The 26,028-nt window shown below is 45.9% G+C and carries 30 protein-coding genes and 1 riboswitch; of the genes, 9 read left to right on the forward strand and 21 right to left on the reverse strand.

What is annotated here, in order from left to right:
• The first annotated feature begins 51 nt into the window (after window positions 1-51).
• Window positions 52-648 carry a hypothetical protein gene (locus ABIX36_RS14705; protein ID WP_348082920.1) on the forward strand — a complete coding sequence of 199 codons (597 nt, stop codon included), beginning with the start codon at window positions 52-54 and terminating at the stop codon, window positions 646-648.
• Here ABIX36_RS14705 and ABIX36_RS14710 read toward each other — a convergent pair whose 3' ends face one another.
• On the reverse strand, window positions 649-1,608 hold the full coding sequence (locus tag ABIX36_RS14710) for a 3',5'-cyclic-nucleotide phosphodiesterase (protein ID WP_348082921.1): 960 nt from the start codon (window positions 1,606-1,608) through the stop codon (window positions 649-651).
• Between the two features lie 100 nt (window positions 1,609-1,708).
• Between ABIX36_RS14710 and ABIX36_RS14715 the strand changes: the two genes are divergently transcribed.
• Complete coding sequence (locus tag ABIX36_RS14715) at window positions 1,709-2,014, forward strand: hypothetical protein (protein ID WP_348082922.1); 306 nt, start codon at window positions 1,709-1,711, stop codon at window positions 2,012-2,014.
• 226 nt (window positions 2,015-2,240) lie between these two features.
• Here the strand turns inward: ABIX36_RS14715 and ABIX36_RS14720 are convergent, their stop codons facing one another.
• The gene (locus ABIX36_RS14720) at window positions 2,241-3,335 is read right to left on the reverse strand and encodes an AI-2E family transporter (RefSeq protein ID WP_348082923.1); all 1,095 of its coding nucleotides are present in this window, start codon (window positions 3,333-3,335) and stop codon (window positions 2,241-2,243) included.
• A gap of 198 nt (window positions 3,336-3,533) precedes the next feature.
• Between ABIX36_RS14720 and ABIX36_RS14725 the strand changes: the two genes are divergently transcribed.
• The gene (locus tag ABIX36_RS14725; RefSeq protein ID WP_348083033.1) at window positions 3,534-4,169 is read left to right on the forward strand and encodes a CatB-related O-acetyltransferase; all 636 of its coding nucleotides are present in this window, start codon (window positions 3,534-3,536) and stop codon (window positions 4,167-4,169) included.
• Between the two features lie 35 nt (window positions 4,170-4,204).
• Window positions 4,205-4,381 (forward strand): DUF6496 domain-containing protein, encoded by a 177-nt coding sequence (locus tag ABIX36_RS14730; RefSeq protein ID WP_348082924.1) that lies wholly within the window; start codon window positions 4,205-4,207, stop codon window positions 4,379-4,381.
• An 11-nt stretch (window positions 4,382-4,392) separates the two neighbouring features.
• On the opposite strand, the gene ABIX36_RS14735 is transcribed toward ABIX36_RS14730, so the two are convergent.
• The 6 genes from ABIX36_RS14735 to ABIX36_RS14760 form a co-directional block, all read right to left on the reverse strand.
• Window positions 4,393-4,911: a hypothetical protein gene (locus ABIX36_RS14735; RefSeq protein WP_348082925.1), complete on the reverse strand. Its 519-nt coding sequence runs from the start codon at window positions 4,909-4,911 to the stop codon at window positions 4,393-4,395.
• Window positions 4,912-4,947: 36 nt separating this feature from the next.
• On the reverse strand, window positions 4,948-5,907 hold the full coding sequence (locus tag ABIX36_RS14740) for a Gfo/Idh/MocA family oxidoreductase (protein WP_348082926.1): 960 nt from the start codon (window positions 5,905-5,907) through the stop codon (window positions 4,948-4,950).
• A 33-nt stretch (window positions 5,908-5,940) separates the two neighbouring features.
• Window positions 5,941-7,953: an NAD-dependent DNA ligase LigA gene (gene ligA / locus ABIX36_RS14745; protein ID WP_348082927.1), complete on the reverse strand. Its 2,013-nt coding sequence runs from the start codon at window positions 7,951-7,953 to the stop codon at window positions 5,941-5,943.
• A 153-nt stretch (window positions 7,954-8,106) separates the two neighbouring features.
• Complete coding sequence (locus ABIX36_RS14750; RefSeq protein WP_348082928.1) at window positions 8,107-8,952, reverse strand: endonuclease/exonuclease/phosphatase family protein; 846 nt, start codon at window positions 8,950-8,952, stop codon at window positions 8,107-8,109.
• A 126-nt stretch (window positions 8,953-9,078) separates the two neighbouring features.
• Complete coding sequence (locus ABIX36_RS14755) at window positions 9,079-11,205, reverse strand: hypothetical protein (protein ID WP_348082929.1); 2,127 nt, start codon at window positions 11,203-11,205, stop codon at window positions 9,079-9,081.
• Window positions 11,206-11,336: 131 nt separating this feature from the next.
• On the reverse strand, window positions 11,337-11,699 hold the full coding sequence (locus tag ABIX36_RS14760) for a helix-turn-helix domain-containing protein (RefSeq protein WP_348082930.1): 363 nt from the start codon (window positions 11,697-11,699) through the stop codon (window positions 11,337-11,339).
• Window positions 11,700-11,784: 85 nt separating this feature from the next.
• Here ABIX36_RS14760 and ABIX36_RS14765 point away from each other — a divergent pair, with 85 nt between their 5' ends.
• A complete protein-coding gene (locus ABIX36_RS14765; protein WP_348082931.1) occupies window positions 11,785-12,666 on the forward strand; it encodes an NAD(P)H-binding protein in 882 nt (293 codons plus the stop codon).
• Here ABIX36_RS14765 and ABIX36_RS14770 read toward each other — a convergent pair.
• The 6 genes from ABIX36_RS14770 to ABIX36_RS14795 all read right to left on the reverse strand — a co-directional run bounded on the left by ABIX36_RS14770 (window position 12,659) and on the right by ABIX36_RS14795 (window position 15,507).
• Entirely contained in the window at window positions 12,659-12,736 is a 78-nt protein-coding gene (locus ABIX36_RS14770) for a DUF3253 domain-containing protein (protein ID WP_348083034.1), read from the reverse strand. The two genes, ABIX36_RS14765 and ABIX36_RS14770, sit on opposite strands and share 8 nt — an antisense overlap.
• A 2-nt stretch (window positions 12,737-12,738) precedes the next feature.
• Window positions 12,739-12,906: a DUF3253 domain-containing protein gene (locus tag ABIX36_RS14775; protein WP_348082932.1), complete on the reverse strand. Its 168-nt coding sequence runs from the start codon at window positions 12,904-12,906 to the stop codon at window positions 12,739-12,741.
• Window positions 12,907-12,961: 55 nt separating this feature from the next.
• Entirely contained in the window at window positions 12,962-13,606 is a 645-nt protein-coding gene (locus ABIX36_RS14780; RefSeq protein ID WP_348082933.1) for a hypothetical protein, read from the reverse strand.
• 105 nt (window positions 13,607-13,711) lie between these two features.
• Complete coding sequence (fabG, locus tag ABIX36_RS14785; protein WP_348082934.1) at window positions 13,712-14,455, reverse strand: 3-oxoacyl-[acyl-carrier-protein] reductase; 744 nt, start codon at window positions 14,453-14,455, stop codon at window positions 13,712-13,714.
• 137 nt (window positions 14,456-14,592) lie between these two features.
• Window positions 14,593-14,979 (reverse strand): hypothetical protein, encoded by a 387-nt coding sequence (locus tag ABIX36_RS14790; protein ID WP_348082935.1) that lies wholly within the window; start codon window positions 14,977-14,979, stop codon window positions 14,593-14,595.
• 6 nt (window positions 14,980-14,985) lie between these two features.
• Window positions 14,986-15,507: a hypothetical protein gene (locus ABIX36_RS14795; protein ID WP_348082936.1), complete on the reverse strand. Its 522-nt coding sequence runs from the start codon at window positions 15,505-15,507 to the stop codon at window positions 14,986-14,988.
• A gap of 120 nt (window positions 15,508-15,627) precedes the next feature.
• Between ABIX36_RS14795 and ABIX36_RS14800 the strand changes: the two genes are divergently transcribed.
• The 4 genes from ABIX36_RS14800 (at window position 15,628) to ABIX36_RS14815 (ending at window position 19,825) form a co-directional block, all read left to right on the forward strand.
• Window positions 15,628-16,197 (forward strand): suppressor of fused domain protein, encoded by a 570-nt coding sequence (locus tag ABIX36_RS14800; RefSeq protein WP_348082937.1) that lies wholly within the window; start codon window positions 15,628-15,630, stop codon window positions 16,195-16,197.
• A gap of 102 nt (window positions 16,198-16,299) precedes the next feature.
• Window positions 16,300-16,494: riboswitch (cobalamin riboswitch) on the forward strand.
• 164 nt (window positions 16,495-16,658) lie between these two features.
• Window positions 16,659-18,965 (forward strand): 5-methyltetrahydropteroyltriglutamate--homocysteine S-methyltransferase, encoded by a 2,307-nt coding sequence (metE, locus tag ABIX36_RS14805; RefSeq protein ID WP_348083035.1) that lies wholly within the window; start codon window positions 16,659-16,661, stop codon window positions 18,963-18,965.
• A gap of 51 nt (window positions 18,966-19,016) precedes the next feature.
• Window positions 19,017-19,406, forward strand: coding sequence for an acyl-CoA thioesterase (locus ABIX36_RS14810; protein ID WP_348082938.1), 390 nt, complete (start codon window positions 19,017-19,019; stop codon window positions 19,404-19,406).
• A gap of 86 nt (window positions 19,407-19,492) precedes the next feature.
• Window positions 19,493-19,825: a hypothetical protein gene (locus ABIX36_RS14815; RefSeq protein WP_348082939.1), complete on the forward strand. Its 333-nt coding sequence runs from the start codon at window positions 19,493-19,495 to the stop codon at window positions 19,823-19,825.
• A 39-nt stretch (window positions 19,826-19,864) separates the two neighbouring features.
• Here the strand turns inward: ABIX36_RS14815 and tatA are convergent, their stop codons facing one another.
• From tatA to ABIX36_RS14850, 7 genes are all read right to left on the reverse strand, one after another.
• Window positions 19,865-20,059: a twin-arginine translocase TatA/TatE family subunit gene (tatA, locus tag ABIX36_RS14820; RefSeq protein ID WP_348082940.1), complete on the reverse strand. Its 195-nt coding sequence runs from the start codon at window positions 20,057-20,059 to the stop codon at window positions 19,865-19,867.
• A gap of 86 nt (window positions 20,060-20,145) precedes the next feature.
• Window positions 20,146-20,544: a hypothetical protein gene (locus ABIX36_RS14825; protein ID WP_348082941.1), complete on the reverse strand. Its 399-nt coding sequence runs from the start codon at window positions 20,542-20,544 to the stop codon at window positions 20,146-20,148.
• A 5-nt stretch (window positions 20,545-20,549) separates the two neighbouring features.
• Complete coding sequence (locus ABIX36_RS14830) at window positions 20,550-20,753, reverse strand: cysteine-rich CWC family protein (protein WP_348082942.1); 204 nt, start codon at window positions 20,751-20,753, stop codon at window positions 20,550-20,552.
• A 155-nt stretch (window positions 20,754-20,908) separates the two neighbouring features.
• Window positions 20,909-21,640 (reverse strand): hypothetical protein, encoded by a 732-nt coding sequence (locus tag ABIX36_RS14835; protein WP_348082943.1) that lies wholly within the window; start codon window positions 21,638-21,640, stop codon window positions 20,909-20,911.
• Window positions 21,641-21,819: 179 nt separating this feature from the next.
• Complete coding sequence (locus ABIX36_RS14840) at window positions 21,820-22,323, reverse strand: hypothetical protein (RefSeq protein WP_348082944.1); 504 nt, start codon at window positions 22,321-22,323, stop codon at window positions 21,820-21,822.
• A gap of 157 nt (window positions 22,324-22,480) precedes the next feature.
• A complete protein-coding gene (locus tag ABIX36_RS14845; RefSeq protein WP_348082945.1) occupies window positions 22,481-24,856 on the reverse strand; it encodes a ribonucleoside-diphosphate reductase subunit alpha in 2,376 nt (791 codons plus the stop codon).
• A 149-nt stretch (window positions 24,857-25,005) separates the two neighbouring features.
• On the reverse strand, window positions 25,006-25,980 hold the full coding sequence (locus ABIX36_RS14850) for a ribonucleoside-diphosphate reductase small subunit (RefSeq protein ID WP_128531775.1): 975 nt from the start codon (window positions 25,978-25,980) through the stop codon (window positions 25,006-25,008).
• Between the last annotated feature and the right edge of the window lie 48 nt (window positions 25,981-26,028).

The raw sequence follows: 26,028 nt of genomic DNA on the forward strand, positions 1-26,028 counted from the left end.
CCCCTGCTATTTCTGCGTTAGCTGATTATATTTGCACCAAACTGCTATCCGATGTTTAAGAAGGCTTCACTCGTGTTATTCGCCGTTTTCTCGCTATTTACCGCCAAAGCGCAAACCGTTGAGGAGGTTTATAACCGCTACCTGGATTTTAACCTTACGCGACTGGAAGGGCCGGCAAGCAAAACACTTGAAGCAGGCGAAGCTTTGCTGCCAGATACCGCCAAACTCACACCGAAGCAAAGAATAAGCTTCTATTACTCCATTGGCAAAGCATACGAGGATGATGCACAATCTATAAAGGCGCAGCAATATTACGAGCGCGTTGCCGCTGCGGTGCCCGATTATTACGTAGTACAGCGGGCCTTAGGTTATATTTTTGCCAAGCAGGCAGAAAGCTATGCTGACAAACTGAACGCGACGGCATCAAACATTACCGAAAACAAAAAGGTAATGGCGCTTTACACTGCCGCCGCAAAAAAAGCCATCCCCTACCTGGAAAAAGCACAAGCCTGCGACCCGGACGATGATACGCTTACCCGGATTACTATATTGCTTAAAAACACAAAGGATACCGCCGGTTTGGCCAACTTAAAAACAAAGCTTGCCACGCTTTCCAAAACCTGTATAGACCTGCTGGACGATAAATAATTAAAACTCCAGCGGCTTGCCCTGGCGCGGGTACACCAAATTCATTTGCCGTTTATTGGCGTAATTTAGCTGCGTTTTTATTTTGGAGATGCTTCTGTAGGGTGGCTTAAGATGGGTGACAACTACATTTAAGCCCTTTAAAGTTGTGCCCGAAAGCTGCGCCAGCACATCCAGTTCGTTCATCAGTAAACGCGGCGTAAGGTGGCCAAAAAGGGTTTTATCCGGCTGTTCATTAGGAAAGCTTACTTCTATCATCAGCGCTTTTAATTTACCGGCTGCAACCAGCGGTGCAACAGCCTCCCATAGCTTGTGCAGGTTCTGGCTTTTTTCTATCTCATCGGCACCTGTATCGCCCAAATAAAGCATGTAACTGCCCTTGCTTCGAACTAAAAAAGCAGTGCTTGTTAAATTAGAGTGGCTAAGCGGGAATGCCTGCACCTGCATGTCGGTATTATCTATCGGGGTTTCGGTGCCGGGTTGCAGTACGCTGTAATGGTATTTTTTTAATTGAGGGGTAGCGCCATCATCGGCAAAGTTGGCCCAGCTTTCCCAGGTCAAATAATGCGTTTTTATAGTTTCGAGGGTACTGCTCAGTCCGTAGATGTTTTTGGCACTGTCTTCCGGCGAATTGATGATGAGCCCGGAGACATGATCGAGGTGCGCGTGTGAAATAAAATAACCTTTAATATATTGCCTCAAAACCTTATCGCCACGCACCGAAAACGCCTTATTTTCGATGGCTTTTTCTATCCCGGCATGCAGCGTCCCGGCATCCAGGCAGGCATAATTATCGGAGCCAACCGGCGCCACCATATAGGCCGAAAGATTGCTTTCATCTATCCCGCCCAAAACACCCAGGGGCACTATCCTGAAGGAAGGCGCAGTTTTGCCTTGAGCAAAGGCAAGTATTGGTAAAGAGAATAAGCAGGTTATTAGCAAGAGTTTACGGTGTAGCTGCATAATCGGAGATTTGGGTTTGCTCAAAAATAATCATCCCTTTTAAATAGAAAGGAATTATTTATAAACGCCGTTTGCCGCAAAAACTTTTACTTTGCAGGGTATGAAAGTTAGTCAGATAGCGGCGAAAGCAGCAGTGCGGGTATTTTTTATTTTACTGCTGATAGCCCTCGTACCCTTTTTGCTGGGCGACGGCATCAAACTGCAGCACCTTTACCTTACGCCAAAGCACGCCTATATGCTGGCGTTCCCCATCCTGCTCATACTGGGGTTTATTACTTTGCTGGTGCTTTGCTCCATTAAAAAATACAGCAAGCCCGATATGAACTGGCTATTAGTGGTAAATACCGTGGTATTGATAGCTTATGCCGCCACGCTGTACATCAGCATCTATAAGCTGATAAAATAGCAAGGCTACTAAGCAAAGAAATTGCTTTTAAAATTTAAAGGGTGGCGGTTTCGGCTAAAGCCAGTTTGTGGGATTTAAGTTAACCGTTGGCTAAAGCCGAACGGCAATAAATGTAAAAAAATACAATTTCTAAATTTTTTCCGTCCCCTTTAGGGGGCGGATGGCATTATACAAGTACGAGACTTTAGCCAAAATAAGTTTAAACTTTAAAAGCAATAACCTTGGGTTATTCCGTCTTCATTTTCTTTTGTGCCGATTCTTTATACTCGTAATCGCCGCCCAAAAGGTAACCCCATGGCTTAAGGCTTTCAACCCGGTCGAAAATAATTTTGAAAATCGCGATAATAGGGATAGACAGGAACATGCCCGAAAGCCCCCAAAGCATCTCGCCCAGTATAATTCCCATGAAAGTAATGAGCGCGTTAAGCCTCACCTTAGAACCTACTACGGCGGGTAACAGTACGTTGGCATCAAGCAAGTGAATACCAATTACGCTTGCCCCCACGGTTACCGTTTCGCTGATTGTACCGGTCGCGAAGGTGATGAGTACACTTAAAAACAGCGCTGTAAAAATGCCGAGATAAGGAATGATGTTAAACAGCCCCACAATAAGCCCGAGCAGTGCCGCGTATTTGATGCCGATGATCCAGAAAGCGGTCATGGCAACGGCAGATACGATTACCATCTCCAACAACAGGCCGAAAATGTATTGCCGCAGTATTTTCTGTACATTTTCGGCAATATCAACCACTATATATGAATGATCATCCTGGAAAACAGAGATTACAAAACGGAATAGCAAGCGTCTGTAAAACAGGATGAAGAATGTAAATATCAGGATAAAAACATAAAATAGCATCAACGAGGAGATTGCACCGAAGGTAGTTTCGAGCACCGCACCGCCCGATGCCATTATTTTGCGCGCGGTATTGTCTACATAGGTCATTTGTTTAGTGGCATCTATCTGGAAAGCATGTTCCACCCATTCCTGTAAACCGCCTATAGATTGGTAAACTTGTTTTTTAAGCATCGGCCAATCGCTGGTCAGGTTTGAGATCTGCGCGCCAACCAAGTACAAGATGCCCCCTACAAAACCTATCATCAGCAAAATAGAAATAAATGAAGATGCACTGCGGGGCAAGCGCAATTTCCTTTCTAAAAGGTTTGCCAGGGGTAATAACAGCACCGCAAACAAAAAACCAAACAAGAGCGGATCGAGTATTTCTTTAGCTACAATAACAAGGTATCCCAATATGCAGAAACCTATGAGCACCAAGGCAAAGCGTTCGTAAAAGGGGGCAATTAATTTTTTAGCGGACATATAACAGTGGTAACGTTTTTTCCATGATGAACATACTTATAAATGCGCAATTTTTTGCAATACAATTCAATTAACTCAAAAACCGCAAATAGGTTGCAGATATTTACCTTTATATGCCAGCGCTGTTTTGCGCATTGTCATCCAATTGCCTAAATTCACTGAAATTTCTCGCCAATGCTTAACGGACCAGATCCCGGTATGCGCTACCCAATGGAGCCGTACCAAAACCTCGTGTTTTTAAAAAATATGATCACCCGCCCCAACATTGAAGTAGGCGATTATACTTATTACGACGATTTTAAAGACCCGGGCAACTTCGAAAGAAATGTGTTGTACCATTTCGATTTTATTGGCGATAAACTGGTCATTGGAAAATTCTGCGCTATAGCATCGGGCGTAAAATTCATCATGAACGGTGCCAACCACGAGAGCACCCCTATCTCTACGTTCCCATTCGCCATCTTCCGTAACGGCTGGGAAAAAATAAACGACAGTACACACCCTACGGGCAAATTCCCCTACAAAGGCGATACCGTTGTTGGTAACGATGTTTGGATAGGATTTGATGCCACCATATTACCCGGCGTAAAAATTGGCGATGGCGCGGTGATCGCGTCAAAAGCGGTGGTAACTAAAGATGTACCGCCTTATACCATTGTAGGTGGCAACCCGGCAAAACTCATCCGTAAGCGTTTTGATGATGAAGCTGCTGCCCGCCTGCAAGAAATAGCCTGGTGGAACTGGAGCGCCGAAAAGGTCACTGAAAACTTGCTGCTTATTAATTCAGCAGATATTGACGCGCTCGAAAATGCCGCCGGTTACTTTGGCAAATGATTTGCTTTGTTTCAGGTGAACAAAAACATAATATCATGGCAAAATATTCTGAAAAAGCGAGCGAAAAGGTTGAGGAATCCATGCACGAAACGAAAGAGGGCAAGCTAAAAAGCGGCAGTGGTAAAAAAGTGACCAGCAAGAAACAAGCTATAGCTATTGGCCTGTCGGAAGCCCGTAAAGAGGGAGCAAAAGTGCCAAAGAAAAAAGACTAATAACAGGCCTTCTAATTGTCTGCCATAAAAAAGGTAGAGATCACCCAGTCGTTCAGTTCTCCTTTACCATCAAGCTCTATCAGGTGTTCAATATCCTCATCGGGTTTGTGGGCAGGCTCCGCGCGGTATTTATCAACTACGGCGCGAACGGCCACAATGTTAGCGTTATTCGGGTCGAACCCGCTCTTATGCTGCAAAACGTATTTAGAGAAAACAGCCATATATACAAAACCAAGCTGCGGGTTACGGTCAGACAGGTTCATCACCGCCTCTACCAGTTTAATTGTAACGGCAGGTGTGCCTTTGGCCCATTTCAGGAAAAATTGTGTAGCCTCCTCGGCTTTTTGCGATTGTGCTTTCCAAGGGGTTTGCTGTAGCCAGTCGGCTGTTTTTATTACATCGGGTTCGTACCTGGCGTAATCGGCCTTAGTTTTAAGCACATAGTTTTTGGGCACATCATAGGTTTGTGCCGATGCGTTGAGGCCGGCAAATAATAATGCCACTAAAACTAAACCCAGGGATTTTTGCATTATTTTATTTTCCGGCACTAAAGTAATAATTGTAAGCTATTTTCCTGTAAACGAGTCTATTATTTTCATTAGCACTACTGCCTCATCTATAGTACAGGGGTTTGGGCCCTCATCTTTAAAGAAAGCCACTATTTTCTCTATCATCGGCTGTTGAATATGCATCGGGTGTGTAAAGTTGATGGTCTCCTCCCCTGTTTCAGTTTTCTGCGTAACAAACGCGCCAAAGAATGGGAAGGTTATTTTCCCTTTTGTACCGATGATCTCGCAGGTGTCGGCAGTTTCGCTTTCGGCTACGTTAAAGCTCCAGGAGCCGTTAACCACTACTTTATTTTTAAAAACAATGAGGCCGGCCACATGGTCATCTGCCGGGCTGGTGTTTGCCTGGTTGAGGCTATAACCATTGTAATGCTCGGGTTCGCCAAAAAAATAAAGCATCAGATCCAGTTGGTGAGGTGCAAGATCGTGGAAGTAGCCGCCGCCCGATACTTCAGGATCCAGCCGCCAGTTGGTGCCGGGATACGTGGGCACTTTAGGTTCGCGGTTTTGCCACATGCGGATCTGTACAGTGCGCACATCGCCGATAATATTGTTCTCCAATAAGCCTTTTATATGCAAAAACATGGGCAGCGCCCGGCGGTAATGCGCCACAGTTAGTTTAGCCCCGCTTTCCCTTACGGCTTCGGCCATCGCTTCTGCCTCGGCAGCTGTGCGGGTTACCGGTTTTTCTACATAAACATTCAGGCCTTTTGCAATGGCGCGTTTTGCGTAATCTAAATGCGAGGACGGCGGCGTAGCGATAGATACGGCGTTAACTTCGGGGTCGTCCATCAGTAATTCGGCATCGCTGTACCATTTGCCAACGTTATGGCGGCGGGCGTAGTCGGCTGCTTTTTCGGCATCCCGACGCATTACGGCCACCAGGCTGCTACCGGCTATTTTGTTGTAGGCTTGCCCACTTTTTACTCGGTAACGTCTCCGCAGCCGATAATGCCCCATTTAATTTTTTGTGATTCCACAGATTATTTTTTGCTATAGCATCGCCAGCAATTCTTCATCGCTGATGATGGGGATGTTTAGTTTGTTTGCTTTCTCCAGTTTGGCGGGGCCCATATTATCGCCGGCTACCAGGTAGTTAAGTTTGGCAGATATGCTACTCAATATTTTGCCACCGTTTTGTTCGATAATGTCCTTTAATTCGTCCCTCGAATATTTTTCGAATACGCCCGAGATAATAAAGCTTTGGCCGGATAGTTTCTCGCTGGCCAGGTTTACTTCTTTCTCTTCGGCCACAATCTGCAGCCCGGCAGATCTTAGCTTTTCAATTTCTTCGCGGTGGCTTTTATCGGCAAAATATTCGGTGATGCTTTGCGCTATGCGGCCACCAATTTCTTCGGCCGCGGTTAGTTCCTCTACCGAGGCCGCCATCAGGTTATCTATGGTTTTAAAATGCGCTACCAGTTTTTTGGCAACGGTTTCGCCCACATAACGAATGCCCAGGCCGAACAGCACTTTTTCAAACGGCTGCTGCTTGGATTTTTCAATACCATCCAGCATGTTATTGATGGATTGCTCGCCAAAGCGGTCCATTTGTTTTAACTCGTCGGTATGATCTTTTAGAGCATAAATATCGCTGATATGCCTGATGAAATTACGATTGTACAGGGTGTTGATGGTCTCGTCGCCCAGCCCGTCTATATTCATGGCTTTGCGGCCAATGTAGTGCTGCATTTTACCTACTATCTGCGGCGGGCAGCCTTCATCGTTAGGGCAATAAAAAGCAGCCTCACCTTCCTGCCTCGCCAGCTCGGTGCCGCAAGCCGGGCAATGGGTAATGTATTGAATGGGTTGGGCATTCGGCTTGCGCTTGTCCAGGTTCACGCTGATAATTTTGGGGATAATCTCCCCGCCTTTTTCTACATAAACGGTATCATGTTCGTGCAGTTGAAGGCGCAGCATTATCTCGTCGGCATTGTGCAGTGTGGCGCGTTTTACGGTGGTACCGGCTAACAGTACAGGCTTTAAATTAGCCACGGGCACCACGGCCCCTGTGCGCCCAACCTGGTAGGTTACGGCAAGCAGTTCGGTCTCTACACGTTCGGCCTTAAACTTATAAGAGATAGCCCAGCGCGGCGATTTGGCCGTAAAGCCCAGCTCCTGCTGCTGCGAGTAATTGTTTACCTTGATGACAATTCCGTCTATATCGTAACTCAGGCTATGTCTTTCCAAATCCCAATGGCTGATAAAATCAAGCACGCCGTTGATATCGCTGCATAAACGACTATGGTTATCGATATGAAAACCCCAGCTCCTTACGGCTTCAAGGCTTTCCCAATGGGTTTTAAAAAGGGTTTTCTCGGTATATAAGCCGTACAGAAAACAATCCAGCGGGCGGCGGGCCACCTCGGCAGAATCCTGTAGTTTCATGGTGCCTGATGCAAAGTTGCGCGGGTTGGCGTAAGGCACTTCGCCGTTATCAACACGCTCTTTGTTCAAGCGTTCGAAAGCCTTGAGGTGCATAAACACTTCGCCGCGGATCTCAAACAATTCCGGGTAATTGCCTTTATCTAATTTCTTTGGAATGGTGTGGATGGTGCGCACATTGGTGGTCACTTCATCGCCTTGTGTCCCATCGCCGCGGGTAACAGCGCGGGCCAACTTGCCATTTTCGTAAGTGAGGCTCATGGACAGGCCATCAAACTTCAATTCGCAGACGTATTCAAAATTATCGCCAATGGCCTTGCGTACACGCTGGTCGAAATCTACCAGTTCCTGCTCGTTGTAGGTGTTGCCTAAGGACAGCATCGGCCAGCGGTGCTTTACCGTAACAAACTCCTTGGTGATATCGCCCCCAACCTTTTGCGTAGGCGAATCTGCATCCAAAAACTGCGGAAATTCCTTTTCCAGCCTATTCAACTGCTCCAGTTTCTGGTCAAAATCGTAGTCGGTAATAGTAGGCATAGCCAGCACATAGTAGTTGTAGGTGTGCTGTTTAAGTTCGGCGGTAAGGTCCTGAATCTGTTGTTGGGCTTCGTTAGGCGACATGATAGCGAAGATAATAATTGTTCATAGATGATGGTTCATAGTTCATGGTAAAAAGTTCATGGATAATGGATGATAGTTCATAGAAAGATGTAGCTGCTATGATCTATGAACCATCGCCCATGAACTCTTTGCTATGAACCATCACCTATGAACTTATTTGTATTTCAGCGTAACCACCACCGGGTAATGGTCTGATGGCAGGCGGCCATGATAGGTATTGGTGAGGATGCCATAACGGGTTACCTTGAACTTATTGGTCACAAAAATATGGTCGATCCGACTGTCGCCAGCTTTGTTCACATCATAGGCGTTAAAGGTATTACTTGCTGCCAGGCGAACAGGCGACAGTTCGTAAGCATCGCGCAGCAGCCCTGATGTATTGATTAGCGTATAACTCTCATTGGTTTGGTCTACATTAAAATCTCCGGTTAAAATGGTGGGTGTGTTACCGGCCATCTGCCTGATCTTCGCCATTACCAGTTTCGCGCTTTCGCGACGAGCCACTACGCCGATATGATCCATATGCAGGTTGAAGAAATTAAATACCAGGCCGGTTTTCAATTCTTTAAACTGCGCCCAGCTGCAAATGCGTGGCAAGGCGGCGTCCCATCCCTTGTTGGGTTTATCCGTAATGGTCGACATCCAAAAGTCGCCCGATTTGATAATCTTAAATTTATCGCTCCTGTAAAATATAGCCGAATGTTCGCCGCCGTGCTTGCCATCATCGCGACCGGCCCCTATCCATTTATACCCAGGCAGGCTATCGTTAAGCTGGGTTAACTGGTGGTATTGGCCCTCCTGTGTCCCAAAGATATCCAGTTCGTTAAATCGGATGATCTGCGCGATGTTTGGGTACCTTGCCCGCCAGCCATTGCCGGCGATAGAATCATCCTTACTATCGTACCGGATGTTATAAGTGCCCACATTAAGTTGCTGGGCATTGGTAAAAGTGGCGGTTGCCGCGAGCAGCAACAGGGTAAACAAGATCTTGATCTTCATAATTGGTGATGTTAGCGCACCAAATTTACAAATCATCGGCATTAACAGCCTGGGTATTGTGTTAAGATTTTGTTAGGTCGAATGGGGCAAGGAGTTTTAATAAAACTCATTATTCACAACTCACCTCTAAACTTCCCCTTCTCTCTTCCGCATAAACCACTCTGTGCTGAGCAAAACAACCAGCAGGGCGAAAATCCATTTCAGGCTGATCATATCGCTGTAGTGTTTATCTTCCTCCATAACCGTTTTAATGTTCTCGTTTTTGCGGATAAGTTCGGCCAGCCGACCGATCTGCGACGGCAGCAGCATTTGGCCACCGGAGCGCACGGCAATGGATTTAAGCAAACGATGGTTGGCGGTGCTTTGGCGGGTTTCCAGGTTGAGTTGTTTTACGGTAAGCTGTCCGTTGGCGGTATATTGCTGCTTGCCGTTTTTGGCGGTTGCCGAATAGCTGTACTCGCCAACAGGCAATGTGCCTGCATTTAACTGGTAGCTTTGCCCGCTGCGGGTGAACAGGAAACTATAACTTTTACCGGCATTGCTTTTTAGCGCGATGCGTACATCGGGGGTATTCACCAGCTCCAGCGCGTCGTTATATAACTCGGCGTTCAGCAGCACATTCTCGCCTTCATCGAACACGTTTTTGGATGAATACACCCTAAAGCGCTGGCGATTGGCGTTGGCGGTAAGGTATTGCACACCCTGGCTAAACAATTCCTCCACAGCATGGTGGTTGCCATATTCGCGGTATTCGGCCAGTTGCCAGCGCCACAGCCCCTCGGCGGTAAGTACGGCGGTGCGGCGGCCGGCTTCGTCTGTAAAAGCCAGTAAAGGGTAAGTGGTGGGTACGCTGCCTATCTTTTGTTTCAGTAGCACGGCAGCATTGGGCTGTGCCTCGTAAGTACCGTAAGCTGCAAGCAGGGGTGGCAATTTGCCAATTTTGTTTTGGGTAGAATCTGACAGGGTAAAGCCCGTGAAAGTCGGCACCATTTGCGCGAAAACCTCCTGCGTATCATCCCTGCCAGCATTTGCTGTCACCACTTTTTGCGCGTGGTTAAAGGCGGTCATATCCGCCTGTGCGCCAGAAAAGATCCACAAAGGCATTTTGCCTGTTAAGATGTTTTGCACCTTACCATAACTGGAAGTGGAGAGCTGGTACAGCATGGCCATGCTATAATCGTTGATGTTAAGCGATGCAAGATCAGCCATTAAATTTGCTTTTATCTCAAAATTGCGGTTACTTTCTACCGATTGTTTGATCACGCTGATATCGGGATGCGGGCCATCATATAACAGCAGGATTTTTTGCCGGGCATCCAACACCTCTATGTAAAAAGTTTCGGTATTGTTTTGTACCGATAGCTCGTTCTTAACGGGGGCCAGGCTAACCGTAAATTTACGGACACCCTTTTTATCGGCATTCAGCTTTAAGGGTAATACTTTTTTAAACGCGGCTGAAGTAACCGCGATACTTTGGCTGCTTATCTGCCGGCCATCTTCTGCAACGGTTAGGCGCATGATTTCGCCATTGCTTTGGTAGGCTTCGGCCAGTATCTCTACCTCAAAATCGTTACCGAGGTAAGCCGTTTTATTATAGTTGATGTTGCCGATAAGCAGGTCGCGGCGGGGCGTGGTATCACCTAAAGCAATGGTATAAATGCTGGTTTTAATATCGCGTGCCTCGTACTGCGGGTCGGTGCCGAGGTTATAGAGACCATCGGTAGCCAGCACCAGCGCGCCAATGTTGCGGTTTACAAAGTGATCGTTGAGTTGGTGCAGTGCCGATGAAATATCGGTTTGCTTACCGTTATAGGTATTGGAAAGACCATCGTGCAGATCCTTATCAAAATTAAACTCGTGAACTTCATAGCCGTCGCCGAGCTGGGTTTTGAGGGCCTCACCCCAACCCTCTCCAAGGTTAGCCTCACCCCGTCCCTCTCCAGAGGAGAGGGAGTTAAAAGTCCTCTCCTTTGGAGAGGATTTAGGTGAGGCAAACAGTTTTATCGATTGCGAATTATCCTGAGCGATCAATATCACCGGCTTTTGCGGCTGGTAACTTACCGTTTTAATGAGCGGCGACATCAGCAGCAAACCTAACAGCGTTACCACAACGGCCCTCAACGCAAACAGCCCATACCGTGCCGCTTTAGCCAATTGCACCGGCTGCCGGTACATCAGCCATGCATACAACAGCCCCAGCAACAAACAGGCAGGCACCCACCACCCCGAAACAGATCCCCAGGTGATAGACATTAGTAGTTAGTGGCGAATGGTAAGTGGTGAGTAATGCTCATAAAATCCATACCCGCAAAATGCGAATTTATTGTGGAATGGATTTAATTAATTTTATACGTAATGTACATGATACGATTGGAAGCGCATCGCTAAATACCATCGTTGCTCCATTGCTCGTACCCCCAGCTTGCTATCGCTTTCAGCACAGGTTTTAGGCTTTCGCCACGCGGACTCAACTGGTAAACAACATGCGGCGGCACCACGGGCTCGGCAGTGCGGATAACTAAATCATCGGCTTGTAATTGTTTCAGGTGCTGTATCAGCATTTTTTCGGTAATGGTGGGGATGGCCCGCTTTAGTTCACTGTAGCGTTTGGCGCCGCTCATCAGCTGGTACAAAATGATGGGTTTCCAGTGGCCGCCAATTTTATTCATCACAAAGCTAACCGGGCAGGCCTGCATGCTCAGTTCTTTATTAAAGTTCCAGGTGGAGTTTTCTTTTATCTGTGTCATGACGCTTACTTACTTAAGGGTAAGTACTTGTAAAAAAGTAAGTACAAATATAACTTTGTCCCGACAAATAAAAAATATAATTATCATGAAAATCATTTTAACAGGCTCATTGGGAAACATCAGTAAACCCCTTGCCATAAACTTAATTAATGCAGGCCATAACGTAACCATCATCAGCAGCAGCGCGGATAAAGCCGCCGAAATTGAAGCCCTTGGCGGCGTGCCGGCTATCGGTTCGGTTAGCGATGTGGCCTTTTTAACCAAAACATTCACCGGTGCCGATGCATTGTATGCGATGATACCGAATGATCTTAGTTCCGACAATTTCCGTGCGCACATTGGCGGCGTGGGCATTAAGTATGCCGAAGCCATTAAAGCAAGCGGCATTAAAAAAGTGGTTCTTTTAAGCAGCATTGGAGCGCATATCAATGGCGGCACCGGCCCTATCTCGGGCATACACGATGTTGAGCAGGCCTTAAATAAACTTGACGGTGTAGACATCCGCATCCTGCGCCCGTCGTTCTTTTACACCAACTTTTTAAACAGTATTGATATGGTGAAACATGCCGGTATCCTCGGTGCCAACTACCCCAGCGACAACACACTGATGATGGTTCACCCGCGTGATATTGCAGAAGTGGCAGCCTACGAAATACAGCAACCCTTCACTGGCAAAACCATACGCTATATTGCCAGCGACGAGCGTACACTCGACGAAGTAGCATCTGCATTAGGCAAAGCCACTGGCAAGCCCGATTTGAAATGGGTGGAGTTTACCGATGAACAATCGATACAAGGGATGCTACAGGCCGGTTTACCGCAGGAATTCTCCCGCAGCTACACCGAAATGGGTGCCGCTGTAAAGAAGAACATCCTTTGGGATGATTACCTGCAACACAAGCCAGAACTTAGCAAAACTAAACTGGAAGATTTTGCAGCCGAGTTTGCCGCTGCGTACGCTAAGTAATCGAGTTAAGCTTTATACGGATAGGCCCCTTGATATTACCGGTATCAACGGGCCTTCCTTTTTGGGTTATAGTTACCTGCCCGCATGATGCAGTTCAATAGCAGCATCCCTAATCTCCTGCATATGTTTACGCCAATCGGCAGGGAACAATTCGCGGGCTATTTCCGACGGGCAAGTGCTTTTACCGGGGCCGCGTTGGGTGGCTTTGGTGAGGATGGCTTGGGGATGTTGGGCATTCATTTATAATATTTTTAATAGTTAAAAGTTTTCACGAATTGGTTACTATCAAAATTATTTAATTCCTTAGCCGAATGCCAAATGTTAGTCCTTTATTGAAAAAGAATTGCCTAAGCATTTCATATTTCCCGTTACACATCACATAGCCGCTGATTTTTTGGGAACTCTTGCTCATTCCCTGGCAACTAAAACAATACTCTATATACTCTTTCACTTTACCCTCAACATCTAAAAACAACAGAGCGCTTCGTGGCTCGTAACACCCGTTAGGCTCATTTATTAAAATCACATTTGTCCTCGGTTTCCTGATTGGCGTAAAGCCATAATTATACAGTATGTTCGTTAAAGAGTCGATATCTGTTTTACCTAATGTGAGCCTAATTACTACCCTGCTCTCGTTAATTGCGTAGCTACTATCTGCCTGTTGTACATACATCGGGCCTCCGTCGGTTGGCTCCTTATCACCAAACCTATCATAAGGCTGCATGAAAGATAGCAATTGTATTTTTCCAGCAGTATTAAAAGGATAGAATTCATTGCGTTGCTCCACCGAATATTTTCCTGTATAAAAGCAGTCGTAATGCTTTCTTAAAAGTGCAATCTCTGCTTCCTCATTATAAGCTGGCTTTTTCGGATGTTTTTTATGCTGGGCGAAAAGCAACCCTGGCAGTAGCAACATCAAACAAACAATTAGTCGGCGCATTTTAAATAGACTTAATAATCATTCACAATATAAAACAAAAAAGCCAAAAGCCGCTCACCGCAACTTTTGACTTTTTAATTTTAACTTTTGACTTGAGGCTAAAGCCTACAACATTCCGCCGTCAACAGGGATTACCTGCCCGGTGATGTATGCTGCCATATCTGATGCCAGGAAAACGCAGGCATTGGCCACGTCGTCCGTTTCGCCGGCACGTTTTAATGGGATAGCTGCTGCCCAACCTTCTACCACTTTAGGGTCAAGCACTTCCGTCATTTCGGTGCGGATGAAGCCCGGTGCTACCACGTTGGTACGGATATTACGTGAGCCTAATTCTTTTGCTATTGATTTTGAGAAGCCGATGATGCCTGCTTTTGATGCCGCGTAGTTAGCCTGGCCTGCATTGCCCTGTACGCCCACTACCGAGCTCATGTTGATGAATACGCCCTGGCGTGCCTTCATCATTATTTTTGAGGCTGCCTTGGTTACGTTGAAGATAGATTTCAGGTTTACGTTAAGCACTTCGTCCCATGCTTCTTCGGTCATGCGCATTAGCAAACCATCTTTGGTGATACCTGCGTTGTTCACTACAATATCTAATTTGCCAAAATCGGCCACGATATCGTTTATCAATTTTTCTGCTTCGTCGAATTTAGAGGCATCGCTGCGGTAACCTTTTACCTGCGTGCCGAAGCTTTGCAATTCAGCTTCCAGGGCCTGCCCTTTTTCTACCGAAGAGAGGTAAGTGAAAGCAACGTTAGCGCCGTGCTCGGCAAATTTCTCGGCTATTTTACGGCCTATACCTTTAGATGCACCTGTGATCAGCGCGGTTTTTCCTTCTAATAATTTCATAATTTAAGTATGAGTACGGGGTGTAAAGGTACGGATTTTTTGGAAAGTCCATAGTCGATAGGCCACAGACCAGGGTAGAGGATGTGTAGTTAATCTTCCGGCTATGGGCTATATACTATCGTCCATCGTCTATAGACTCATTCCGCATCCCGCACCCAGGGTTCTTCCCCGGTAAAGTGAATGGTGTGACCTCCCTCGTCAATTTTAAAATCCCAGCGGATGGTGTCGGTTGCATCGTTATGCAAGTCTGAACAGGTGTAATGAAAATGGATCCCGAATTTGCATTTCAGATACCCTGTCATGTTTTCCGGCTTAAAGCCAGTATCGGTGATATCAAATTCTTTTACCTCCGGCGAGCCGCCTTCTTTATTATGATAGGCTACCAGGCCTTCGCACATGGCCCGGTAATTAGGGCTGCTTAACGGTCCAAATAAATGGTTGAAAAAAATGAGCGGATTTAACCCTTCTTTTACAAGCTGTTTTAAAAGGCGGCCTTCAACCTGTAGCGAAAATTGTTCTCTCATCCCCGGTTATTTCAAATACTCTTTGGGGATTGGGTTGGTCTTACTCTCTCCATCGTAATACCAGGCAATCAGCCAGAAACGTTTGCCGTCGTTATACAATTCTATGCTGTTAATACCACGCGCGGTTACAGGCCCACCGGCAACCGTACGGCTTTCGTAGGTGCTCCAAATATGATAAATGCTGCCAAACTTCTCCACTTTACGCGATATCTCCGCCTCTACAAAACCCTCTTTCGCAAGCGATGCATCGCTTAGCTGATGGTACTCCATCAATGTCATGTAATGCAACGCTTTAGTTCCGTCTTTTTTTTGCATCACATAGCCTACACGCGGGTCGGGTATGTGCAGGCAGCTATCGCGCTGATAGCTGGGCATCTCTCCCTTTTTAACGGTAACCACGTCGTAATAGGCTTTCATCATGCCGTCAAGCGTGCCTACATTGTCGCCGTATTTGGTTAATACTTGGGCCGATAACGGGCGGGTTAATGCTGCCGTGATGAACAGCAAAAGGAAAAAGATCTTTTTCATTGGGAACAGGGTTTGATAAGGCTAAGATAGAGGATAATCTGAAATAAAATTTACCGGTGAAACTTTTCATACCTGTAAATTTGCTACCTTGCCTTTACGTCAATCTTATCAATTACCACGTTGTTTAAAAAACAAAACAAATACACCAATAGGCTTCAAACACACTACGAAGCGCATTTTAAAACAAAAGGCACGCGAAAAAAATGGAATGTAGACCCGAACAATAAACTTCGTAAAGAATTTCATGTATTAGAAATTTCGCCAAATAAAGTACATAATATGTGGGCGTATTGCACCCTCGGTATGTCCTTAGATAGAGAAGACAACAATTTAATAGAAGCTGTTATTTACTCGCCAAGGGAGGATGAAGCATTAGTTGAGCTATTGTCATTGGTATCTTCATTCCACAATAACAGTGCAGCCCTTAACCTGCATCATACTTTCGAAATTGGGCACTCATGGCTCGACGACTCATTATGCAATTATGGTTTTGTTTCTTTGCCTTACCTGGATGGCGAAGGCCTCGAAATATTCAAATTCGAAGACAAGGTATTCCATTGCTACTGGATAATCCCAATTACTAAAAGCGAACGGGAATTAAAGATTAAACATGGATGTGAGGCTTTAGAAAACTTGTTCGAAGAAAAAGGCATAAACTATGTAAACCCAAACCGGCTATCGTTAGTTTAGCTACGGCTAATTGCAGGTAATTATCTCAGGGCAATTAAAGCGACTACACTATCTAATTCATCAATACTACCATTCCTATCTCTATCTTTACCCCAGTTCTTTACTTTATTTCAAACTTGAGGTTTCCGGGTAATACCGGGATTAATAAGGAACCGTGTGTAAATCACGGGCTGTCGCGCAACTGTAAGTAACGCACCAAATTATTGCCAAACTCGCCCATTGTACCGCTAAAACGGTATGAGAAGGGCGGCAATAATGTTACAAGCCAGGATACTTGCCCCATGTTTTAGACAATGCTTTCGCGTTATGAAGCAGTAGTCAGAGATAAAACGGGTGGCGCATGCTTTTTTTAAGCCTGGTGTACCGTTGCATCTTTTATTACCATTTCCCACGAAAGCATACCGAAAACCGTAAGGAGCATTAATTCATCATTAATGTTTAACCAAAAAAGTTTTATGCGTATGCTCAAAAACAACCTCGGGTACCCTCGTGTAGGGGCCCATCGCGAACTCAAAAAGGCCAGTGAACAATACTGGGCCGGCACCATCAGCCGCGACGATCTGTTTACCACGGCGCAAGCCATCCGCCGCCAAAACTGGCAACTACAACAGGATGCCGACATCGATCTCATCCCCTGTAACGATTTCAGTTTGTACGACCTGGTGCTGGACACCTCACTAATGCTGGGCGTAATTCCGCAGCGGTACAACCCGGTACTTACCCAAAACCCGCAAAACAAAGAGGTAGACCTGTACTTTGCCATGGCTCGCGGCTATCAAAAGGACGGACTGGACATCACCGCTATGGAAATGACCAAGTGGTTTGATACCAACTACCATTACATTGTGCCGGAGTTTACCGCCAATCAGCAGTTTCGTATTTTTTCGGAAAAAGTTTTCGAAGAATTTAACCTGGCTAAACAGGTGCTGGGCACCGTACCAAAACCGGTATTAATAGGCCCCGCGAGCTATCTTTTATTGGGGAAGGAAAAAGAAGCCGGTTTTAACAAGATCAGCCTTATCAAAAAGCTGGTGCCGGTTTATATAGACATCCTCAAAAAACTGCAAAACCAGGGCGCCGTTTGGGTTCAGTTGGATGAACCTTTCCTCACCATGGACCTTTCCCAGGAGGAAAAGAAGGCGTATATGTATGCCTACGCCGAAATAAAGAAACATTGCCCAAAGATCAAGACCCTGCTTACTACCTATTTCGACAGTCTTCACAAAAACACCTTCCTTGCGGTTAACCTGCCTGTTTGCGCCCTGCATATAGACCTGATGCGCGCGCCGGAGCAATTAGACGAGGTGCTGAACTTAATTCCCGAAAAACTTACCCTATCCCTTGGTGTGGTAGATGGCCGCAACATCTGGAAGAACGATTACATCCGTTCGGTTGGCCACATCAAAAAAGCCATTGCCGCCATCGGGACAGATCGTGTGTGGATTGCGCCAAGCTGCTCCCTGCTCCACACCCCCGCTGATCTTGACCTGGAAACCGCCATTAATCCCGAAATAAAGAATTGGATGGCCTTTGCCAAACAGAAACTAAACGAGATAAAAGAACTCGGGGAAATTATGGAAGGCAACACGCCAGTGTTGCTGCAAAATTTAAAATCCATATCCGCCCGGAGTTTATCAAAACTGATACACAAACAGGCCATCAAGGCGCGCGTGGCGGCTATAACCGATGCCGATGCCACCCGCATAAGCGAATTTAAAACCCGGCAGAAAATTCAGCAGGATAGATTTAAACTGCCCCTATTCCCTACCACTACTATCGGCTCGTTCCCGCAAACGGATGATATACGTCAGTTAAGGGCGAGGCTTAAAAAAGGCGCGCTATCTCAGGAGCAATACGATGCTGAAATTGAGAAAGCGACGATCAGCGCCATCCGCTGGCAGGAAGATATTGGCCTTGATGTGCTGGTGCATGGCGAGTTTGAGCGTAACGATATGGTGGAATATTTTGGCGAACAGCTCGACGGGTTCCTATTCACCAAAAACGGCTGGGTGCAAAGCTATGGCAGCCGCTGCGTGAAGCCTCCGGTAATTTATGGCGATGTTAGTCGCCCGCAGGATATGACGGTACGTTGGAGCAGCTTTGCGCAGGCCAATACCCAAAAGCTGATGAAGGGCATGCTTACCGGGCCGGTAACTATTTTGCAGTGGAGCTTCGTTCGGGATGATCAGCCGCGCTCAGAAACGGCCAACCAGATAGCCCTGGCAATTCGCGATGAGGTAGTTGCGCTGGAACAAGCCGGCATTAAGGTGATCCAGATAGACGAGCCCGCCATACGCGAAGGCCTGCCCTTGCGCAAAGCCGATTGGGATAAATACCTCGACTGGGCGGTTAAGGCCTTCCGTATTTCGGCAAGCGGCGTGCAGGACGAAACGCAGATCCACACGCATATGTGCTATAGCGAGTTTAACGATATCATCCGCCATATCGCGCTGATGGATGCTGATGTGATCACCATAGAAACCTCGCGCTCGCAAATGGAACTGCTGGAAGCCTTTGCCGATTTTAAATACCCTGCCGAAATAGGCCCCGGCGTGTACGACATCCACTCGCCGCGTGTGCCCGCTGTTGGGGAGATGGTAAGTCTGCTGGAAAAAGCCGCGGAACTGCTACCCATAGCCAACATTTGGGTAAACCCCGACTGCGGCCTCAAAACCCGTAAATGGCCCGAAACACAAGCCGCGTTAACCAATATGGTTTTAGCAGCGAAGGCCGCCCGGGAGATCTTCAGTAACCAACCTGTTAACTAATTAAACTCCATGCGCCCGGCCATAACCGGGCGCATTTATTCCCCAATAAACATGACCGTACCAGAAAGAACCAAAACCGCCGAAACGCGCATTTTTAAAGCCGTTTTCCCCAACACTACCAACCATTACGATACCCTTTTTGGCGGTACCGCCATGGCTTTAATGGACGAGGTAGCTTTTATAACCGCTACCCGCTTTACCCGCAAAACCATGGTAACGGTATCGTCAGACAGGATTGATTTTAACCAGCCCATCCCGGCGGGGACCATCATAGAATTGGTGGGCAGTGTATCGCACATCGGCAACACCAGCCTAAAGGTACTGGTAGAAATTTATGTGGAAGAAATGTACAGCTTTAACCGCGAAAAAGCCATCACCGGCACTTTTACTTTTGTGGCGATAGATAAGAATAAGAAACCTGTAAAGGTGCTGGAGGAGTGAGCCTCATAACGGAGAGTAAATTATTGGCATAATTTAAAACGCTATCCCCTTCTTTTGTGTTACGCTATAACACATTAGCCCGCAATATGATAACCGCCAAGATCATCCGCCATCGCCATAAGTACCACCATTACATGAATGACGACCTGAAAGAGGTTACCGAGGAAACTTTCTTTAAGATAGTTTTCTCCGAACCCTCAGAAATGGACCTGTTTAAAGAATGGATAGTAAAACACGAGGGCGAGTACAAATACAACAAAGACGAAAGTAAACAGGAGGGTACATTCCCTAAAGTGCCCATGTTTCATGATGAGATCTGCTGGTGCGATATCATGACCTATTACCTGCTGCATGTGGCCCATTACAGCTTCCACTCTACCATTACTCCGTACAAAGGGGAAGTATATGTGAGGGATTAAAAAGCAAAGGCCCCTGTTTGGGGGGCCTTGCTGAATAAACTAAGCGTTATTTTCTTTTTGAGATGCAACCGTTACTGGTGCCGGTATTGGTTCGGCAGTAGCGGCGCTTTGCGCTTCTTTAAATTCTTTCATGCCTTTGCCAAGGCCGCGCATCATTTCGGGTATTTTTTTACCTCCAAATAATAATAAAATAGCAACTAATATTAAAATGATCTCCGGTGCTCCTAATCCCATGGTGTGTTTTTTTTGGTGAATGTAAATGTACTTACGTAGAAAACAACGTTACGATTTTATTATTGTTTTTTAATATGCAAAGGCTTCTAATAAACCAGCGCCAGCGGCCCATCCTTAGCTACCAAAACAGAATAGCCGGGTTTTGCGCCGGGTATCAGCTCTGCTATAAACTTATCGTGTAATAAAACAGCAACCTCAATTTCGCCATCGGCAGATTCATCCCACTCCAATCGTACCTGGCTTGCATCTGCAACTGGGGTTACCGTAACATCCTTTTTAATGTAATCCGCCGGGTTTAGGGGCGGCATTTCATCGGTATTTAAAAATGACCCTGCCGGTGTTGGCACGCGGTTGTATAGCCACACATCAGATACTATATCGCCGTAAAAAATCAGGTAAGCGTAGGCTACCCGTCCATTATCGGCTATTGTTACGGCATAGGCATCATCAAAAGGGCAGTTTTCGGTTAGGTGAAATTCAGGCATATATTTTATAAAGCTTCCTGGTATTCCTTCTGCAATTCCAGCAAACAATTGGCACAGAGGCAGCCATCGTAAAGTTCGCTTACGTACTGCACCTCGTTAATACTGAGCTGCACCGTACTACACTGGCATTTGGTGTAAGAGTTAGCCTTGCACTCAAACCGGCTCTGGCAGCGGTCGCAATGTAATATTTCGTGTTTGGTGGAGATCATGCTTAAGTCCGAATGTGGGGTAGACCGAAAATTCGGAAAAATTGTTTATTTCGAAGGTCGGAAACATTCGCTTTCTATTTATCATCAAAACGTAAAAGGCCGGGAAACTGTACAGCTTCCCGGCCTTTATTATCACAGGACAATTTCTCGCCCGCTTAGAATTGGTATGTTAAAAAAAGGTTACCTGCGATAGAGTTAAACCCTTTACTAACGCTACCGCCTGTTCTGGAGTTATAGTTCGCACCCACGGTGCCCAGGCTGTAACGCCCTTCCAGTGCCATGCCCAAACTACGGCTCAGCATAAAATTAAGGCCAACCTTTGGTGCTATGTAGGTACTTTGCGCGTTGGAAACTTCCTCAGTGCTCGAAAAATTGGTATCGTCGATGGTGATCTTATAGCTAACCATTACAACGCCGCCATTTACACCGCCATATACGTTCATATCCGTGCTAATGGGTAATTCGTACGCAATACCCAGGTACAAACCAATACCCTTTAGTTTACTATAGGAGGCCGTGTAATAATCAACATCGTCGTAGCTGATCTGCTGAGCATTCGCTAAGGGTTTATAGCTGCGGTAATCAACCGTACCCGAATAAAGCAGGTTGCCCATCCTGCGGAAAAGGTTAACGCCAAAGGTTGGCGAACCTTGATAACTTTGTTTCACTTCGCCAAGCGGAGACTCATAACCACCATTGAAGCCTATCATCCAGCCATCCTGGTTAACAAAACCGCCGCTGCTGCTATTACTACCGCTAAGTACGTCGCCATCGGCGTTCATACCGCGGTTACGCTGGGCGTTGGCTGCCGAATAAACAAATAGGGTTAAAACGAAAGAAAGGATGTAAACGCATAATTTAAAGCGCAGATTGTGATAGGGGGCCATTTATAAGGTGAGGTTATATGTTTCCCCCTAATTAACGCAATTCTTTTGATTTTGCGGGAAAATATTTCAAATTGAGTTGGAGTTTTTTATCACAGCACCGTTATCGGCTACTGCCTTGAGCAAGATTGTTGATACCACCAACCTTAGGCTTAAAGAGGCCTTTTCGGGCTGAAGAACCGTTATGGTAAATCATTCCAATTAATATTTTCCTGAGATAAAAGAGCTTCCAGCCATGCTTTATTACTACTAATTAAGGTTCCATAATCTGTAGCACCCGGAATATCAAGTTCGAAAAGATAATCACACTCGTTTTTCAGTAAGTCGTAACGTGTTTTGCCTTTAATCCTATCGTTGAGATAATACTGCGGAGCGATATTTAATTGCACCAATTGAATACTGCCAGAAAACTTTGGCAACAAGCTTTTAAATTCCGCTGTAGGCAGAATCATATCGTACGATAAGTTCCTCACAGCCACCGTATAATTATCTTTGTTATTAAACAGCGGCACTTGGTAATCTTGCCAATTAAGACTATCGTTAGGGTGGTGATTGTTTATCCAAACGTATTTATAATCGATGCTGAGCACATATTGCACAAAATTGATCGTGGCAAAATCTAAGATAATCTGATAGTGACCCGGGAAGATCTCTTTAATAGTGTTTATATTTTCCGCCCAACTCATTATACAAAGCTACATATATTAGGTATTGCACGGCATTATTCGTTACGCTGTTTATATTTACGCAAAAAAGGCCGGGAAACTTTTCAGTTCCCCGGCCTTTACTATTTTAGATCGGGGTTTCTTTCGTCTTCCCGTCCTTCGTCTTTTATCTAAAGAATTATGCTGAGCAAGTTACGCAACCTTCTTCCATCGAGCATGATGGGCCGGCTGGTACATCCTCGGTGCTGTTGTCTGCAACAACTTCGGGTATAACAGCGTCCATGTTTTTGCCGCCCTGGTTTTCCACGGTAAATTTAACCGCTTGCGATGCTGCCTGTGTACGCAGGTAGTACATACCCGTTTTAAGGCCTTTCTTCCATGCGTAGAAGTGCATTGAAGTAAGTTTGCTTGCATTTGGCGAGTTGATGAACAGGTTAAGCGACTGCGACTGGCAGATATAAGCGCCCCTATCGGCAGCCATATCAATAATGTTACGCATCTTAATTTCCCAAACGGTTTTGTAAATTTCTTTGATATCAGCGGGGATCTCTGCGATGTCCTGGATAGAACCGTTTGCGGTGATGATCCTGTCTTTCATGTTAGGGGTCCACAGTTTACGGTCAACCAGGTCGCGCAGCAGGTGTTTGTTTACAATAACAAACTCACCGCTTAATACACGGCGGGTGTAAATGTTTGAGGTGTATGGCTCAAAGCACTCGTTATTACCCAATATCTGCGAGGTTGATGCAGTTGGCATTGGCGCTACTAACAGTGAGTTACGCACACCATGGTTCATTACATCTAAACGCAGGTTTTCCCAATCCCAACGGTTGCTTGCCGGTTTTTCGTTCCACAGGTCGAACTGGAATTTACCCTGAGATAGTGGCGAACCTTTAAAGGTTTCGTAATGTCCGTCTTTTATAGCCAGGTCCTTAGAAGCCGTCATGGCTGCGAAGTAAATGGTTTCAAAGATCTCTTTGTTCAGCTGTTTTGCAGCTTCGCTTTCGAATGGTAAACGTAATAGGATAAAGGCATCTGCCAAACCCTGTACACCTAATCCAATTGGGCGATGGCGCAGGTTGCTGTAACGTGCTTCTTCTACCGGGTAATAGTTGTTATCGATGATCTTATTCAGGTTTAAAGTAGCCTGGTAAGTAACCTCGTACAATTTGTTATGGTCGAATTCGCCATTGATCACATAACGTGGCAAGGCCAACGATGCCAGGTTACAAACCGCAACTTCTTTATCAGAAGTGTACTCGATAATTTCGGTACAAAGGTTGGAGCTTTTTATAGTACCCAGGTTTTGCTGGTTAGATTTCGCGTTGGCGGCATCCTTGTATAACAGGTACGGGGTACCGGTTTCTACCTGGCTATCTAACACAGCGAACCAAAGTTCCTGTGCTTTAATGGTTTTGCGGGCACGGCCTTCGCGCTCGTAACGGGTGTATAGTTCTTCAAACGCTTCGCTGTGGCAATCGGCTAATCCCGGTGCTTCGTGCGGGCAGAAAAGGCTCCAGTCCTCGTTTGCTTCAACGCGTTTCATAAACAAGTCGCTTACCCACAGGGCGTAGAACAAATCGCGGGCGCGCATTTCTTCTTTACCGTGGTTCTTGCGCAGATCCAAAAATTCAAAGATATCTGCATGCCATGGCTCTAAGTAAATAGCGAAAGCGCCTTTACGCTTGCCACCACCCTGGTCTACATAACGGGCGGTATCGTTAAATACCTTTAGCATTGGGATGATTCCGTTGCTGGTGCCGTTTGTACCGCTGATGTATGAGCCAGTAGCACGTACGTTGTGGATGCTTAAGCCGATACCGCCTGCACTCTGCGAAATTTTTGCAGTTTGCTTTAATGTATCGTAGATCCCTTCGATGCTGTCATCCTTCATGGTTAACAGGAAGCAAGACGACATTTGTGGTTTTGGTGTACCCGAGTTAAACAGGGTTGGCGTAGCGTGTGTAAACCAACGCTCGCTCATCAGGTTATAGGTTTTGATAGCGCTATCGATATCTTCTTTGTGGATACCAACGGATACACGCATAAATAAATGCTGCGGGCGCTCGGCTATCTTGCCGTCTATCTTCAATAGGTACGATTTTTCCAGGGTTTTAAAACCGAAGTAATCGAAACCGAAATCGCGGTCGTAAATGATACTGCTATCCAATATCTCGGCGTTTTTCTGGATGATCTCATGCACATCATCAGCCAATAAGGCGGCGTTTTTGCCGGTTTTTTTATCAACGTACTCGTACATACGTTTCATGGTTTCCGAGAACGACTTGGTGGTATTCTTGTGCAGGTTACTTACCGCAATACGCGACGCCAGCAGAGCATAATCGGGATGTTTGGTGGTTAACGATGCCGCCGTTTCTGCTGCAAGGTTATCTAGCTCGGAGGTGGTAACACCATCAAACAAACCCTCAATTACTTTCTTGGCCACGTCAATAGGGTCCACCAGGTTAAACCCGTAACACAGTTTTTCAATTCGCGCTGTGATCTTGTCGAATTTCACTGATTCTTTTCTGCCGTCTCGTTTTAGTACAAACATATTGGTTAGTATTTAAATAGTTAGTGTCAAGTAAGGGAGTACTTAAACCAACAGTGTAATATATAATTTAATTAAGGGTCGTGTTGTTAATGAGTAGTTAGCAAACGCGCTGTCTCTTGATACTTGCTACTAACTACTTGATACTATTTCTAAAAGTCCTCGTCTAAAGAGAATGATTTGTTCTCCGGTGTGCCGTTTAGCACGCCGCTTTTCTGGTAATCGCCTACACGTTTTTCAAAGAAATTAGTTTTACCCTGCAGGCTTATCATCTCCATAAAATCAAACGGGCACGATACGCCATAAACTTTGGGATAACCCAATTCATCCAGCCACCTATCGGCAACAAACTCGATGTACTGGCTCATCATTTTGGCGTTCATACCAATTAAACTTACCGGCAGCGCATCGCTCACAAATTCTTTCTCTATCTCTACTGCATCGGTGATGATACGGGTTGCATCTTCGGTAGAAAGTTTAACATCCAGCATTTTATAAAGCAAGCAGGCAAACTCACAGTGTGAACCTTCGTCACGGGAAATCAGTTCATTACTGAAGGTCAGTCCAGGCATCAGGCCGCGTTTTTTCAGCCAGAAGATAGAACAGAAGCTACCGGAGAAGAAGATGCCCTCAACAGCAGCAAATGCTATCAAACGCTCGGCAAAGCTGCCGTTGTTTATCCAGCGCAGAGCCCATTCCGCTTTTTTGGTTACACAAGGGATGGTATCTATTGCGTGGAACAAACGGTCTTTTTCGGCCGGGTCTTTTATATACGTGTCAATTAATAAAGCATAGGTTTCCGAGTGGATGTTCTCCATCATGATTTGGAAACCGTAGAAACAACGCGCCTCGGGCAGTTGTACCTCGCTCATGAAATTGATGGCCAGGTTCTCATTTACAATACCATCGCTCGCGGCAAAAAAAGCCAGGATATGTGATATAAAGTGCTTCTCTCCCGGGTTTAAATTCTCCCAATGCTTCAGGTCGTCAGATAGATCAATTTCCTCGGCGGTCCAGAAACTTGCTTCTGCTTTTTTATACATTTCCCAAATAGCGGGATACTTGATGGGGAGGATAACAAAGCGGTCCTTGTTCTCTCTCAGCAATAATTCGGTTTCCTCTGGCATCTCGTATTTGTATGTTTTTAATTTCTATTTTTTTAGTCCCTTTTTTCG

The organism is Mucilaginibacter sp. (assembly GCF_039925265.1).
Taxonomy (GTDB): domain Bacteria; phylum Bacteroidota; class Bacteroidia; order Sphingobacteriales; family Sphingobacteriaceae; genus Mucilaginibacter.